This is a genomic window from Gilliamella sp. B3022, from assembly GCF_028751545.1.
In the GTDB taxonomy this organism is placed as follows: domain Bacteria; phylum Pseudomonadota; class Gammaproteobacteria; order Enterobacterales; family Orbaceae; genus Gilliamella.
In genome coordinates, this window is the sequence record NZ_CP071867.1 from 1,393,132 (window position 1) to 1,408,623 (window position 15,492).

Annotated in this window: 12 protein-coding genes; all 12 read left to right on the forward strand. The window is 36.4% G+C overall.

The window, feature by feature from the left end; translation table 11 throughout:
* The gene (gene fbaA, locus J4T76_RS06305; RefSeq protein ID WP_267341263.1) at positions 1-1,080 is read left to right on the forward strand and encodes a class II fructose-bisphosphate aldolase; all 1,080 of its coding nucleotides are present in this window, start codon (positions 1-3) and stop codon (positions 1,078-1,080) included.
* A 180-nt stretch (positions 1,081-1,260) separates the two neighbouring features.
* Complete coding sequence (rplK, locus tag J4T76_RS06310) at positions 1,261-1,689, forward strand: 50S ribosomal protein L11 (protein WP_034884321.1); 429 nt, start codon at positions 1,261-1,263, stop codon at positions 1,687-1,689.
* Between the two features lie 3 nt (positions 1,690-1,692).
* Positions 1,693-2,394 carry a 50S ribosomal protein L1 gene (gene rplA / locus J4T76_RS06315; protein WP_065603964.1) on the forward strand — a complete coding sequence of 234 codons (702 nt, stop codon included), beginning with the start codon at positions 1,693-1,695 and terminating at the stop codon, positions 2,392-2,394.
* Between the two features lie 230 nt (positions 2,395-2,624).
* On the forward strand, positions 2,625-3,122 hold the full coding sequence (rplJ, locus tag J4T76_RS06320; RefSeq protein ID WP_025316516.1) for a 50S ribosomal protein L10: 498 nt from the start codon (positions 2,625-2,627) through the stop codon (positions 3,120-3,122).
* A 60-nt stretch (positions 3,123-3,182) separates the two neighbouring features.
* Positions 3,183-3,551 (forward strand): 50S ribosomal protein L7/L12, encoded by a 369-nt coding sequence (gene rplL / locus J4T76_RS06325; RefSeq protein WP_025316515.1) that lies wholly within the window; start codon positions 3,183-3,185, stop codon positions 3,549-3,551.
* Between the two features lie 248 nt (positions 3,552-3,799).
* Positions 3,800-7,828, forward strand: a complete 4,029-nt coding sequence (gene rpoB / locus J4T76_RS06330) for a DNA-directed RNA polymerase subunit beta (protein WP_267341264.1) — start codon at positions 3,800-3,802, stop codon at positions 7,826-7,828.
* 90 nt (positions 7,829-7,918) lie between these two features.
* Positions 7,919-12,136, forward strand: a complete 4,218-nt coding sequence (gene rpoC, locus J4T76_RS06335) for a DNA-directed RNA polymerase subunit beta' (RefSeq protein ID WP_267341265.1) — start codon at positions 7,919-7,921, stop codon at positions 12,134-12,136.
* A gap of 83 nt (positions 12,137-12,219) precedes the next feature.
* Positions 12,220-12,531, forward strand: coding sequence for an antibiotic biosynthesis monooxygenase family protein (locus J4T76_RS06340; RefSeq protein WP_267354966.1), 312 nt, complete (start codon positions 12,220-12,222; stop codon positions 12,529-12,531).
* Between the two features lie 403 nt (positions 12,532-12,934).
* A complete protein-coding gene (locus J4T76_RS06345; RefSeq protein WP_267341267.1) occupies positions 12,935-13,534 on the forward strand; it encodes a LemA family protein in 600 nt (199 codons plus the stop codon).
* 5 nt (positions 13,535-13,539) lie between these two features.
* Entirely contained in the window at positions 13,540-14,442 is a 903-nt protein-coding gene (locus tag J4T76_RS06350) for a TPM domain-containing protein (protein ID WP_267356031.1), read from the forward strand.
* A gap of 340 nt (positions 14,443-14,782) precedes the next feature.
* The gene (gene yceD, locus J4T76_RS06355; RefSeq protein ID WP_267354962.1) at positions 14,783-15,292 is read left to right on the forward strand and encodes a 23S rRNA accumulation protein YceD; all 510 of its coding nucleotides are present in this window, start codon (positions 14,783-14,785) and stop codon (positions 15,290-15,292) included.
* A gap of 4 nt (positions 15,293-15,296) precedes the next feature.
* A complete protein-coding gene (gene rpmF, locus J4T76_RS06360; protein WP_025316508.1) occupies positions 15,297-15,464 on the forward strand; it encodes a 50S ribosomal protein L32 in 168 nt (55 codons plus the stop codon).
* The last annotated feature ends 28 nt before the right edge of the window (positions 15,465-15,492 follow it).

Genomic DNA, 15,492 nt, shown 5'->3' on the forward strand with positions numbered 1-15,492 from the left:
ATGGTTACAAAAATTTCTGATGTCGTTAAACCTGGCGTAGTAACTGGTGATGATGTTCAAAAAGTGTTCCAAATTGCACGTGAAAATAATTTTGCGCTACCAGCGGTGAACTGTGTTGATACAAATACAATCAATGCAGTTATTGAAACCGCAGCTAAAGTGGGGTCTCCTGTTATTGTTCAGTTTTCCAATGGTGGTGCACAATTTATCGCAGGTAAAGGTTTAAAACTTGAAGGTCAAGAGTGTGCAGTGTTAGGTGCTGTATCTGGTGCTAAACATGTTCATCTAATAGCAGAAAAATATGGCGTACCTGTTATTGTACATACTGACCATTGTGCGAAAAAATTACTGCCTTGGGTTGACGGATTACTTGATGCTGGCGAAACTCATTTTGCTAAAACAGGTAAACCATTGTTTTCTTCTCATATGATCGATCTTTCAGAAGAAACATTAAAAGATAACATTGATATTTGTTGTCAATACCTTGCTCGTATGTCGGCAATGAAAATGACATTAGAATTAGAATTAGGTTGTACTGGTGGTGAAGAAGATGGTGTTGATAATAGCCATATGGATAGTTCAGCACTTTATACTCAACCAGAAGATGTTGCTTATGCTTATGAACGTTTGAGTGCAATTAGTCCTCGTTTCACTATTGCTGCTTCATTTGGTAACGTACATGGTGTTTATAAACCAGGTAACGTTAAATTAACGCCAAAAATTCTCGATAATTCACAAAAATATGTATCAGAAAAGTTTAATCTACCTGAAAAATCATTGAACTTTGTGTTCCATGGTGGTTCTGGTTCTACTCCAGAAGAAATTGCAGAAGCGGTAAACTATGGTGTTATCAAAATGAATATTGATACTGATACACAATGGGCTAACTGGGCTGGTATTTTAGATTACTACAAAGCAAATGAAGCTTACTTACAAGGACAATTAGGTAATCCTGAAGGTCCTGATGCTCCAAATAAAAAATATTACGATCCTCGTGTATGGTTACGTAAAGGTCAAGATTCTTTAGTTGCACGTTTAGAGCTTGCATTTAAAGAACTTAATGCAATTAACGTACTATAATTTGATGGCAAGAAAGCAGAACTAGTGGTTCTGCTTTTCATTTATCCGGTTTTAAATAAATCTTGATTTTTGTTTTAAGTTATAGGATAATTTCGCCCTCATTTAACTTAGGGGAGCTGTCTATTTATTAATAGCTATTATTAATAGAGGCGTTTGCACCCGAGAAAAGGAAAATTAAAAATGGCAAAAAAAGTACAAGCTTACATCAAGTTGCAAGTTGCAGCTGGTGCAGCGAATCCTAGTCCGCCAGTTGGTCCTGCACTTGGTCAACATGGTGTTAATATTATGGAATTCTGTAAAGCATTTAATGCAAAAACTGAAAGCATGGAAAAAGGTTTACCTATTCCTGTTGTTATTACAGTATATTCTGACCGTTCATTTACATTTGTAACTAAAACTCCTCCTGCTGCGGTTTTATTAAAAAAAGCTGCTAAAATTAAGTCTGGTTCTGGTGAACCAAACAAGAAAAAAGTAGGTAAAGTAACGAGTGCTCAGATTCGCGAAATTGCTGAATTAAAAGCTGCAGATATGAATGGTGCTACCATTGAAACAATGATGCGTTCTATTGAAGGAACTGCTCGTTCAATGGGCTTGGAAGTGGAGGGTTAATTAATGGCTAAATTATCTAAGAAAGCTAAACTTATCCGCGAAAAAGTGAATGCGACTAAACAATATGAGATTAATGAAGCTATTGCTTTATTGAAAGAACTTGCAACAGCTAAATTTACAGAAAGTGTTGATGTTGCTGTTAATTTAGGTATTGATTCACGTAAATCAGATCAAAATGTACGTGGTGCAATTGTACTTCCACACGGTACTGGTCGTAGTGTCCGCGTTGCTGTATTTACTCAAGGTGCAAATGCAGAAGCAGCTAAAGAAGCTGGCGCAGAACTAGTTGGAATGGATGATCTAGCTGATCAAATCAAGAAGGGCGAAATGGATTTTGATGTAGTTATTGCATCACCAGACGCTATGCGTGTTGTTGGTCAATTAGGTCAAATTTTAGGACCACGTGGTTTAATGCCAAATCCTAAAGTTGGTACTGTAACGCCTAATGTTGCAGAAGCTGTTAAAAATGCTAAAGCTGGTCAGATTCGTTACCGTAATGATAAAAATGGTATTATCCATACAACTATCGGTAAAGCTGACTTTGATGCAGCGAAGCTTAAAGAAAATTTAGAAGCATTACTTGTTGCTTTAAAACGAGCAAAACCAGCCTCTTCTAAAGGTGTATTTGTGAAGAAAGTTAGCCTTTCTACTACAATGGGTGCTGGAGTTGCTATTGATCAAGCAACTTTAAATGCAACGGTTTAATTACCTTTGTTAATTAAACAATAAGAATCGGTTGGTGTCTGGCCTTAACCAGACCCCGTCCAAGACCGTAGGTGTAGTTGAATTTTAACTACTTAATTTTCCTACGTAGACGGTGACAGAGCCTGATAGATATAATAGAGGGATTCTGCTCATCGTGGTTATGCTAGCTACATGTGTAGCTAGTTAAAATCAGTCTAGGCTTTGCCTAGTTTAATCCAGGAGCAATACCAATGGCACTAAATCTTCAAAATAAACAAGAAATTGTTGCTGAAGTTAACGAAATCGCCAAAGGTGCGCTTTCTGCAGTTGTTGCTGATTCTCGTGGCGTAACTGTAGAAAAAATGACTGCATTACGTAAGTCTGCTCGTGAAGCTGGTGTTTATATGCGTGTTGTTCGTAATACGCTTTTACGCCGAGTTGTTGAGGGAACTCAATACGAGTGTTTAAAAGATACGTTTGTTGGTCCAACTCTAATTGCATTTTCAAATGAGCACCCAGGTGCTGCAGCGCGTATTTTTAAAGCGTTTGCTAAAGAAAATGATAAATTTGAGATTAAAGCCGCAGCCTTTGAAGGTGAGTTGATTACTGCAGCGAATATTGATCGCTTAGCAACATTACCTACTTATGAAGAAGCATTAGCACGCTTGATGTCAACCATGAAAGAAGCCGCAGCTGGCAAATTGGTTCGTACTCTTGCAGCAGTTCGCGATCAAAAAGAAGCTGCTTAATCGCAGTATGATTGTGAACTTTATTAATTAATAAAAATTGTAAATTTGGGAAACTATATTATGTCTATCACTAAAGAACAAATTTTAGATGCAGTTGCCGAAATGTCTGTAATGGACGTTGTTGAACTTGTATCAATGATGGAAGAAAAATTTGGCGTTTCTGCAGCAGCAGCTGTGGCAGTTGCAGCAGCTGGTCCAGCTGAAGCAGCAGAAGAGAAAACTGAATTTGATGTAATCTTAAAAGAAGTTGGTGCTAACAAAGTAGCTGTTATCAAAGCAGTTCGTGGTGCAACAGGTTTAGGCTTGAAAGAAGCTAAAGATCTTGTTGAATCAGCTCCAGCAACTGTTAAAGAAGGCGTTAGCAAAGCTGATGCAGATGAACTTAAAAAGGCACTTGAAGAATCTGGTGCGGTTGTCGAACTTAAATAAGTTTATCGATAGCAACCTAAATGGCTGGGGGTTTTTTACCTCCAGCCTTTTTGCGCTGTAAAAAGTCAAAGAATTTTATTTGAAGATTATCAATAAAAAGTAATAAAGAAATTGTATATTTTCTAAGCCTAATCAATTGATATTTAAAGATATTTTCGATGAGGTGTCAGGCGTTATTATTTGAAGGTAGTACCCCCTGATGAATATTTAATCATGCTAAAATAGCAGATAAGCAAGTTGAGGAACTAATGGTTTACTCTTATACCGAGAAAAAACGAATTCGTAAGAATTTTGGTAAGCGTCCACAAGTCTTGGATATACCGTATCTTCTTTCTATTCAACTTGATTCGTTCCAGAAATTTATTGAGCAAGATCCAGAAGGTCAATATGGCTTAGAAGCCGCATTCCGTTCAATATTTCCGATAAAAAGTTATAGTGGTAACGCTGAGTTACAATACGTGAGCTTTAAAATGGGCGAACCTGTGTTTGATGTTAAAGAATGTCAAATTAGGGGAATCACTTACTCAGCACCGTTGCGCGTAAAATTACGTTTAGTTATTTATGATAAAGATGCGCCAGAAGGAACAGTAAAAGATATTAAAGAGCAAGACGTCTACATGGGCGAAATTCCTTTAATGACGGATAATGGTACGTTTGTGATCAACGGTACAGAACGTGTAATCGTATCACAATTACATCGTAGTCCTGGTGTGTTCTTTGATAGTGATAAAGGTAAAACACACTCTTCTGGTAAAGTTTTATATAATGCTCGGATTATTCCTTATCGTGGCTCTTGGCTTGATTTTGAATTTGATCCAAAAGATAATCTTTTTGCCCGTATTGACCGTCGTCGTAAACTTCCAGCAACAATTATTTTACGTGCCTTAGGTTATGAAACAGAAGAGATTCTAGATATTTTCTTCGAAAAAACTATTTTTGAAGTGGGCAAATCCAAACTGAAAATGGATCTTGTTCCTGAACGTTTACGTGGTGAAACAGCTCTTTTTGATATCGAATCAAAAGGTAAAGTTTATGCTGAAAAAGGTCGTCGTATTACGGCTCGTCATATACGTGAATTGGACAAAGATAACGTTACTAAAATTGACGTACCTGTTGAATATATAGTTAATAAAGTTCTAGCTAAAAATTATGTCAATGAAGCGACAGGTGAAGTTATTGCTTTTGCTAATACACCAATTTCATTAGAGTTATTGCTTGAATTAACTAATGCTGGTCATAGAAAGATCGAAACATTATTTACAAATGATCTTGATCATGGACCATTTATTTCTGAAACTTTAAATGTTGATTCAACTCGTGATCGATTAGGTGCATTAGTTGAAATTTATCGTATGATGCGCCCTGGTGAACCACCAACAAAAGAAGCGGCTGAAGCATTATTTGATAATTTATTCTTCTCTGATGAGCGTTATGATTTGTCAGCTGTGGGTAGAATGAAATTTAATCGTTCTTTAGGTCGTGAAGATATCGAAGGCGAAAGCGTCTTGACAAAAGATGATATCGTTGACGTAATGAAGAAATTAATCGGCATTCGTAACGGTCATGGTGAAGTTGATGATATTGATCATTTAGGTAATCGTCGTATTCGTAGCGTTGGTGAAATGGCAGAAAACCAATTCCGTATTGGTTTAGTACGTGTAGAGCGTGCTGTTAAAGAACGTTTATCTTTAGGCGATCTAGATTCACTTATGCCACAAGATATGATCAATGCTAAACCGATCTCAGCTGCAATCCGTGAGTTCTTTGGTTCTAGTCAATTATCTCAGTTTATGGATCAAAACAATCCATTATCTGAAATTACTCACAAACGTCGTATTTCAGCATTAGGTCCAGGTGGTTTAACTCGTGAACGTGCAGGATTTGAAGTTCGTGACGTACATCCTACCCATTACGGTCGTGTGTGCCCGATTGAAACACCTGAAGGTCCGAACATTGGTTTGATTAACTCATTAGCAGTTTATTCTCGCACTAATGAGTATGGCTTTTTAGAAACTCCATATCGCCGTGTGATTGATGGTATTGTAACTGATGAAATTAATTATTTATCAGCGATTGATGAGAGCGAATTTGTTATTGCTCAGGCTAACTCGAATCTTGATGAAGACGGACGTTTCAAAGAAGATTTAGTGACTTGCCGTTTAAATGGTGAGTCTGGTTTATATAGTCCTGAACAAGTTCATTATATGGACGTATCAACTCAGCAAATCGTATCGGTTGGTGCTTCATTAATTCCATTCTTAGAGCATGATGATGCGAACCGTGCCTTAATGGGTGCGAACATGCAACGTCAAGCGGTACCGACATTAAAAGCGGAAAAACCATTTGTTGGTACTGGTATGGAAAGGGCTGTAGCGGTTGACTCTGGTGTAACGGCAGTAGCTCGTCGTGGAGGTACCGTTCAGTATGTTGATGCATCACGCATTGTAATTAATGTTAACGATGATGAAATGTACGCTGGCGAAACCGGTATTGATATTTATAACTTAACTAAATATACCCGTTCTAACCAAAATACTTGTATCAATCAAATTCCATGTGTGGAATTAGGAGAAAAAGTTGAGCGAGGTGATGTTCTTGCTGATGGTCCATCAACTGATCTAGGTGAATTAGCATTAGGTCAAAACATGCGCGTGGCATTCATGCCATGGAATGGTTATAACTTTGAGGATTCCATTTTAGTCTCTGAAAAAGTGGTACAAGATGACCGTTTTACTTCGATTCATATTCAAGAACTTTCTTGCGTATCTCGTGATACTAAACTTGGTGCAGAAGAAATTACTGCTGATATTCCAAATGTAGGTGAAGCAGCCCTTTCTAAACTGGATGAATCAGGTATTGTTTATATCGGTGCTGAAGTTAAAGGCGGTGATATTCTGGTTGGTAAGGTGACACCAAAAGGTGAAACTCAATTAACTCCGGAAGAAAAACTACTACGTGCGATTTTTGGTGAAAAAGCGTCTGATGTTAAAGATACTTCTTTACGTGTACCAAATGGTGTTTCTGGTACAGTAATTGATGTTCAAGTCTTTACGCGTGATGGGGTGCAAAAAGATAAACGTGCACTTGAAATTGAAGATATGCAATTAAAACAAGCACGTAAAGATTTAACTGAAGAACTTAACATTTTAGAAGCTGCTTTGTTTGCTCGTATCCGTGATGTATTAATTGCTGGTGGTATTAAAGCTGATAAATTAGATGTGTTACCACGTGAAAAGTGGTTAACAATTGGTATTGCAAATGAAGAGAAACAAGCTCAATTAGAGCAGCTTGCAGAACAGCACGAAGAAATCAAAGCAGAATTTAACAAAAAACTTGAAGCTAAACGCATGAAGATCACTCAAGGTGATGATTTACAACCTGGGGTGTTAAAAATTGTTAAAGTTTACTTAGCTGTTAAACGTCAAATCCAGCCTGGTGATAAGATGGCAGGTCGTCATGGTAACAAAGGGGTTATTTCTAAAATTAATCCAATTGAGGATATGCCATATGATGACAAAGGTCGTCCTGTTGATATCGTACTAAATCCATTGGGTGTTCCGTCTCGTATGAATATCGGACAGATCCTTGAAACTCACTTAGGTATGGCGGCTAAAGGTATTGGTCAGAAGATCGATGCAATGCTAAAAGAACAGCAAGAATTAGCTAAATTACGCGAATTTATCCAAAAAGCGTATGATCTTGGCTTAGGTGCTGCACAAAAAGTTAATGTTGCAGAATTTACTGATCAAGAAGTCATGACACTGGCACAAAACTTACGTAATGGCATGCCACTTGCTACACCAGTATTTGATGGTGCTAAAGAGCAAGAAATTAAGGCGTTACTTGAACTTGGTGACTTACCAACGTCAGGGCAAATTACGCTGTATGATGGCCGTACAGGTGAGCAATTTGAACGTCCTGTAACCGTTGGTTACATGTATATGCTCAAATTAAATCACTTAGTTGATGACAAAATGCATGCTCGTTCTACTGGTTCATACAGTCTGGTTACTCAACAACCATTGGGTGGTAAAGCTCAATTCGGCGGTCAACGTTTCGGTGAGATGGAAGTATGGGCACTTGAGGCATATGGTGCTGCTTATACTTTACAAGAAATGTTAACAGTCAAGTCAGATGACGTGAACGGCCGTACTAAAATGTACAAAAATATTGTAGATGGTGATCATCGTATGGAACCTGCGATACCAGAATCATTCAATGTATTGTTAAAAGAGATTCGTTCGTTAGGTATTAATATCGAGTTAGACGAAGAGTAACCTTCTCTAGTTCAAATGATTTCTATTTATAGGGATAACTTATTAGCAATAATAAGTTATCTAATTGATTTAACTCCATAGGAGTCAATTGTGAAAGACTTACTAAAGTTTCTAAAAGCACAAACTAAAACTGAAGATTTTGACGCTATCAAGATAGGTCTTGCCTCTCCTGATATGATTCGTTCATGGTCTTTTGGTGAAGTCAAAAAACCTGAAACAATCAATTATCGTACGTTTAAACCTGAACGTGATGGATTGTTTTGTGCTCGTATTTTTGGGCCAGTGAAAGATTATGAATGTTTATGTGGAAAATATAAACGTTTAAAACACCGTGGTGTAATTTGTGAAAAATGTGGTGTAGAAGTCACTCAAGCTAAAGTACGTCGTGAACGTATGGGTCACATTGAGCTTGCTTCTCCAACTGCACATATTTGGTTTTTAAAATCATTACCATCTCGTATTGGTTTACTACTTGATATGCCTCTACGTGATATTGAACGTGTGCTTTATTTTGAATCATTTATGGTTCTTGATGGTGGTATGACCAATTTAGAACGTGGTCAGATTTTAACTGAAGAACAGTATTTAGATGCGTTAGAAGAATTTGGTGATGAGTTCGATGCACGTATGGGTGCAGAAGCTATCCAAGAATTATTACGTAACATAGATGTTCAAGCAGAATGCGAAGCACTACGTGACGAATTAGCAACAACGAATTCTGAAACTAAACGTAAAAAATTAACTAAACGTATTAAGATCATTGAAGCATTTATTCAATCAGAAAATAAACCTGAATGGATGATTTTAAATGTATTACCAGTATTACCACCTGATTTGCGCCCATTAGTACCACTTGATGGTGGACGTTTTGCAACATCAGATTTAAATGATCTTTATCGTCGTGTAATCAACCGTAATAACCGTTTAAAACGTTTATTAGATTTGGCTGCGCCAGATATTATCGTACGTAACGAAAAACGTATGCTACAAGAATCGGTTGATGCATTATTAGATAATGGTCGTCGTGGTCGTGCAATTACAGGATCAAACAAACGCCCTTTAAAATCACTTGCTGACATGATTAAAGGTAAGCAAGGTCGTTTCCGTCAAAACCTATTAGGTAAACGTGTTGACTATTCAGGACGTTCAGTAATTACTGTAGGTCCATATTTACGTTTACACCAATGTGGTTTACCGAAAAAAATGGCACTTGAATTATTCAAACCATTTATTTACGGAAAATTAGAACGCCGTGGTTATGCAACTACCATTAAAGCAGCCAAGAAAATGGTTGAACGTGAAGATGCAATTGTTTGGGATATCTTAGATGAAGTTATCCGTGAACATCCGGTATTACTAAACCGTGCACCAACACTTCACCGATTAGGTATTCAGGCATTTGAACCTATCCTAATTGAAGGTAAAGCGATCCAATTACATCCATTAGTTTGTGCGGCATTCAATGCTGACTTCGATGGTGACCAAATGGCGGTTCACGTACCATTAACGTTAGAAGCTCAATTAGAAGCGCGTGCGTTAATGATGTCAACCAACAACATTCTTTCGCCTGCGAGTGGTGAGCCTATCATTGTTCCTTCTCAGGACGTGGTATTAGGTCTTTACTACATGACTCGTGATAAAATTAATGCGAAAGGGGAAGGCATGATTTTAACCGGACCTAAAGAAGCAGAAAAACTGTATCGCTTAGGTCTTGTTGAGCTACATGCTAAAGTTAAAGTACGTATTACTGAAAGCCACCGTAATAGTATTGGTGAGTGGGAAGATACAACTTCTGTGGTTGATACTACAGTTGGTCGTGCTATTTTATGGTTAATTATGCCTAAAGGTATGAGCTTCTCAGTTATTAATCAACCACTAGGTAAAAAAGCGATTTCACGAATTTTAAATATTTGTTATCGCCAATTAGGTATGAAAGAAACTGTAATTTTAGCTGACCAAGTAATGTATACAGGTTTTGCTTATGCAGCTCGTTCAGGTGTTTCAGTTGGTATTGATGATATGGAAATTCCTGCGAAGAAATTACAAATCATCAACGAAGCAGAAATTGAAGTTGCTGAAATTCAAGAACAGTTCCAATCAGGTTTAGTTACTGCTGGTGAACGTTATAACAAAGTTATCGATATTTGGGCCGCAGCTAATGAGCGTGTCGCTAAAGCGATGATGGATAACTTATCCACAGAAAAAGTCATTAATCGTGATGGTGAAGAAGAGGTTCAATCTTCTTTCAACAGTATCTATATGATGGCTGACTCTGGTGCTCGTGGTTCTGCAGCTCAGATTCGTCAGTTAGCTGGTATGCGTGGTTTGATGGCGAAACCAGATGGTTCAATTATCGAAACACCAATTACGGCAAACTTCCGTGAAGGATTAAACGTACTTCAGTACTTTATTTCTACCCATGGTGCACGTAAAGGTCTTGCTGATACCGCCTTAAAAACTGCGAACTCAGGTTACTTAACACGCCGTTTAGTTGACGTAGCTCAAGATTTAGTAGTTATTGAAGATGATTGCGGTACGTTAGAAGGTGTAGTAATGACACCAGTAATTGAAGGTGGTGATGTTAAAGAGCCACTACGTGAACGCGTATTAGGTCGTGTAACAGCTGAAGATGTATTAAAACCAGGTGGCGCGGATATCTTAATTCCTCGCAATACACTGCTAGATGAAAGCTATTGTGATTTACTAGAAGCTGAATCTGTTGATAGTGTGAAAGTACGTTCAGTAGTTTCATGCGATACTGATTTTGGTGTTTGTGCAAAATGCTATGGTCGTGATCTAGCTCGTGGTCATTTGGTTAACAAAGGTGAAGCAATCGGTGTTATCGCGGCTCAGTCAATCGGTGAACCGGGTACACAGTTAACCATGCGTACATTCCATATCGGTGGTGCAGCATCTCGAGCAGCAGCAGAATCAAGTGTTCAAGTTAAAAACAAAGGTAGCATTAAATTAACTAATGCGAAGTTTGTGACTAATCCAGATAAGAAATTAGTAATTACTTCACGTAATGCTGAATTAACGATTATCGATGAATTAGGTCGAATGAAAGAAACCTACAAAGTTCCTTACGGTTCGATTTTAAGTAAAGGTAATGGTTCAGCAGTTGAAGCTGGTGAAACAATTGCGAACTGGGATCCACATACTATGCCAGTTATCTCTGAAGCAAAAGGTTTCGTACGTTTTGTTGATATGGTTGATGGTCAAACTATTACGCGTCAAACAGATGAGTTAACAGGTTTATCATCTATAGCGATATTAGATGTGGCTGAGCGGACTGGTGTAGGTAAAGATCTACGTCCAGCAATCAAAATTGTGGATGCCAAAGGTGATGATATTTATGTCGCTGGCACTGAAATGCTTGCACAATACTTCTTACCAGGTAAAGCGTTAGTTCAATTAGAAGATGGAGCTGAAATCAATATTGGTGATACACTTGCTCGTATTCCACAGGCATCTGTTGGTACCAAAGATATTACAGGTGGTTTACCACGTGTTGCTGACTTGTTTGAAGCTCGTAAACCGAAAGAACCTGCTATACTTGCTGAAATTGATGGTATTATCTCATTTGGTAAAGAAACCAAAGGTAAACGTCGATTAATTATTACACCATTAGATGGTAGTGAGCCATATGAAGAGATGATTCCTAAATGGCGTCAACTTAACGTATTTGAAGGTGAACAAGTTGGTCGTGGCGATGTGATTTCGGATGGTCCTGAATCAGCTCACGATATTCTACGTTTACGTGGTGTAAATGCGGTTACACGTTACATTGTTAACGAAGTGCAGGAAGTTTATCGTCTACAAGGTGTAAAGATCAACGATAAACATATTGAAGTTATCGTTCGTCAGATGTTACGTAAAGCAACGGTTATTCATCCAGGCAGTTCTCGTTTACTTGATGGGGAACAGCTTGAGGTTTCACGCTTGAAGATTATTAACCGTGAACTTGAAGCGCAAGGAAAAGAACCTATTGTTTACTTACACGATCTGCTTGGTATTACTAAAGCATCACTAACGACTGAATCGTTTATATCTGCGGCGTCGTTCCAAGAAACTACGCGCGTATTAACCGAAGCAGCAGTTGCTGGTAAAAATGATGAATTACGTGGCTTAAAAGAAAATGTAATTGTTGGTCGATTAATTCCAGCTGGTACTGGTTATGCTTATCATAAAGAACGTATGCGTAAACGAGCAATGCCATCGACTGATGATATTCAAACAACAATTTCTGCAGAAGAAGCAACAGCTAACTTAGCTGAATTACTTAACTCAGCAGAAGAACAGCAATAGCTTTGTGAAAGGCTAGAATATAAATAGCACGCATAGGCGTGCTATTTTTTTGTCAAATATTTAAAATGCAAAAGGAGATTTGTATGTTTATTGTAATGAATCGTTTTAAGATTAAACGTGGGAGTGAAAATACATTTATTGAAATATGGCGTAATCGTGATAGTCATTTAAAAGAAATGAACGGATTTAATCGTTTTTACTTATTACAAGGAAAAAGTGAAGAAAATTATACGTTATTCTCTTCATATACTGAGTGGGAATCTAAAGAAGATTTTGATGCTTGGGTTAATTCTGAACATTTTCAACATACCCATCGCAACACAAATAATCGATCAAATAATAAAGATATTTATTTTGAGCCAGCACAATTAGAATGCTTTGAAACAATTTTATAATCAAAAAATTATAAAAATAAGATAATTTAATAAATTTATCTGAATTAATTTTAATAAATAATATTGCGATGTATATTTCATCAATAATTAGGATTATACTTCGCAAATTTGATAAATAAAGATATAATATTTAATAAATAGTGAGCAATGTAAGTTTAGTTGATAAATATCATTACCCGATATAATTAAATACTTAATAGTTCACCTGAAATTATTTTTTAACGTCTTATCTTTATAATTTTCTGATATCTGTATTATTTTCCATCAAATTTGTATCTATTTGTTGTTAATAGCAAGTTATTTTACTAAGTAAAATAGCAAAATATATAGTTCTTAAATAACATATTTACTATACATAATTTATTAATTTATCAATGAATTAAATTATTTATAAGGACTTACAATGAAATCAAAATCTTTATTAATTATTATTGTACTAGTTATTATTGGGGCTTTTATTTTTTTTAAGGACTATAACAATATTCAAAACCAAGATGAAGCTGTAGCCGCTTCATGGTCTGAAGTTGTTAATCAATATAAAAGGCGTGCCGATTTGGTCCCTAATTTAGTGAACACTGTAAAAGGTTACGCTTCTCATGAAAAAGACGTATTAATTCAAGTGACCGATGCTAGAGCTAAAGTTGGTTCAATTCAAATTAATTCTGATCAACTTAGTGATTCAGCTTTATTTTCAAAATTCCAACAAGCACAATCTGAATTAAGCTCTGCATTAAGTCGATTAATTGCAGTAAGTGAAAATTATCCTGATCTTAAAGCTAATACACTTTATCAAGATTTAATGAGTCAACTTGAAGGTACGGAAAATCGTATTACTGTTGCAAGAGGAAGATACATTCAAACAGTTCAAAGTTTTAACAGTTATATTCGCAAATTACCAACGAAATGGATTGCAGACATAATAGGACAACAACCAAAACAACAATTTACTGTTGAAAATGAACAACAAATATCTAATGCGCCATCTGTCAATTTTGGGCAATAGGTATAATGAAAAATTATTTCTTACTTAGTTTTTTATTAATGTTTAGTTGGCTTAGTTATGGGCTAACTGACATCCCCTCTTTTAATCAACGTGTTATTGATACAACTAATACATTGACATCTTCACAAGTAAATACTTTAGAATCAAGTTTACTTGAATTTGAAAAGCCAAGAACAGATGGAGCACAAATTGCCGTATTAATGATAGCTAAACTTGATAATGAAACGATTGAACAATATGCAGATCGAGTATTTATACAATGGAAAATTGGCAAGAAAGGGCTTGATAATGGTATTTTATTATTGATCGTTAAAGATGATAAACTGATGCGTATTGAAGTTGGTTATGGCTTCGAAGGAACAATAACCGATTTAGTTGCAAACCATATTATTCGTGAACAATTAGTGCCACAATTTAAGCAAAATAACTATTATCAAGGCATTGATAATGCATTATCAGTATTAAAAGAAAAAATAGATACTTCAGCTTCAGATTTCGGTGATGAAAAAGAGCAGAATCTTAATACTTTGCTTGCTAGCGAGTTTGGCTCACAGCTTATTAATTATGGATTAGTTTCTTTCTTTATGTGTTTTTTTATTGCAAATTTATTATTTAATAAAGTTAGCGCTAAACGAAGTTTAGGAACCGGATTGCTCAATGGTCTCTCTGTTGGGGGATTCACATTATGGCATGGATATCCCATAAATATGGTATTACCAGTATTATTTTTAGCTTTTGTAACAAGTACCATTTTAAGTGGTATTTTGTCAGCCGGAGGTCGTAATGGTGGTAGTAATAACCGTCGAGGTGGGGGCGGCTTTGGTGGATTTGGAGGCGGATCAGGAGGTGGATTTGGTGGTGGTGGCGGTGGACGCAGTGGTGGCGGTGGGGCATCTGGGAGTTGGTAATAATAAATGAGTTTTTTAAGGAGCCTTATTCTCTAATGAATACTTTTTCTTTGTTATTAAAAGTCATCGTTTTTCCCTTATTACATTCTGTTTTCATATAAATAATGACCAACTTAAATTTGGTATTTAACAAAAAAATTCAGTTAAGCGATAATATTTTTGACATGAACGAAATTATATAAATAAGAATAAATATTGAAGTAATAATCAATAATTAAAACAAATTATCTTATTTACGCCCATTGACGAAATCATGATTTACAGGTAATATGCGCGCCTTACGGCATTGTGTAGTTTTTAGCTATACTGAATAAAATTTTAAGGTAGATACATATATCTTATGCTAAATAAATTGCCATTAATAATTGATCCTATTAAAGCAGCGCAAAAACGGCTTGATTACGTTGGATATTATCCTGTTCAAGCTATAACTAGGGTTGATTATCCGAAAAGTGATATTACATGTAGCTTATCTTTTTATTTTGATGAGCAAAAACTTTGTGTTATCACAATTGATGCAAAAATGACGTTAGAGTTGATTTGTCAACGTTGTTTTAAACCTTTTATCACTGAAGTTCATGTGATGAATAAATTTAGTCCTGTTAAGAGCGATGCTCAAGCAGAGACTCTACCGGAACATTATGAGCCTGTTCTGATGAACGAGTTCGGCGAAGTAGATATATTAGCGTTACTTGAAGACGAAATTATTCTTTCGTTGCCAATTGCGCCGGTACATTATAGTAAACACTGCGAAGTGTCAGAGGCAGATATGGTATTTGGTGACATTCCTACTGAGAATGAAAAACCAAATCCATTTGCAATTTTAGTTAGTTTAAAGAATAAGGGGTAAATCCATGGCTGTTCAACAGAATCGTAAAACTCGTGCAAAACGTGGTATGCGTCGTTCTCATGATGCATTAACTGTTGCTAATATCTCAGTTGATGAATCAGGTAAAACTCATTTACGTCATCACGTAACCGCTGATGGTTATTATCGTGGTCGTAAAGTGATTTCTAAATAATTACTATTTAATTAGAAATTCTCAGGTG

Bases quoted from the DNA above. Each gene is read 5' to 3' on its own strand.
- fbaA (WP_267341263.1), top strand. From the start codon at position 1: ATGGTTACAAAAATTTCTGATGTCGTTAAACCTGGCGTAGTAACTGGT.
- rplK (WP_034884321.1), top strand. From the start codon at position 1,261: ATGGCAAAAAAAGTACAAGCTTACATCAAGTTGCAAGTTGCAGCTGGT.
- rplA (WP_065603964.1), top strand. From the start codon at position 1,693: ATGGCTAAATTATCTAAGAAAGCTAAACTTATCCGCGAAAAAGTGAAT.
- rplJ (WP_025316516.1), top strand. From the start codon at position 2,625: ATGGCACTAAATCTTCAAAATAAACAAGAAATTGTTGCTGAAGTTAAC.
- rplL (WP_025316515.1), top strand. From the start codon at position 3,183: ATGTCTATCACTAAAGAACAAATTTTAGATGCAGTTGCCGAAATGTCT.
- rpoB (WP_267341264.1), top strand. From the start codon at position 3,800: ATGGTTTACTCTTATACCGAGAAAAAACGAATTCGTAAGAATTTTGGT.
- J4T76_RS06340 (WP_267354966.1), top strand. From the start codon at position 12,220: ATGTTTATTGTAATGAATCGTTTTAAGATTAAACGTGGGAGTGAAAAT.
- J4T76_RS06345 (WP_267341267.1), top strand. From the start codon at position 12,935: ATGAAATCAAAATCTTTATTAATTATTATTGTACTAGTTATTATTGGG.
- J4T76_RS06350 (WP_267356031.1), top strand. From the start codon at position 13,540: ATGAAAAATTATTTCTTACTTAGTTTTTTATTAATGTTTAGTTGGCTT.
- yceD (WP_267354962.1), top strand. From the start codon at position 14,783: ATGCTAAATAAATTGCCATTAATAATTGATCCTATTAAAGCAGCGCAA.
- rpmF (WP_025316508.1), top strand. From the start codon at position 15,297: ATGGCTGTTCAACAGAATCGTAAAACTCGTGCAAAACGTGGTATGCGT.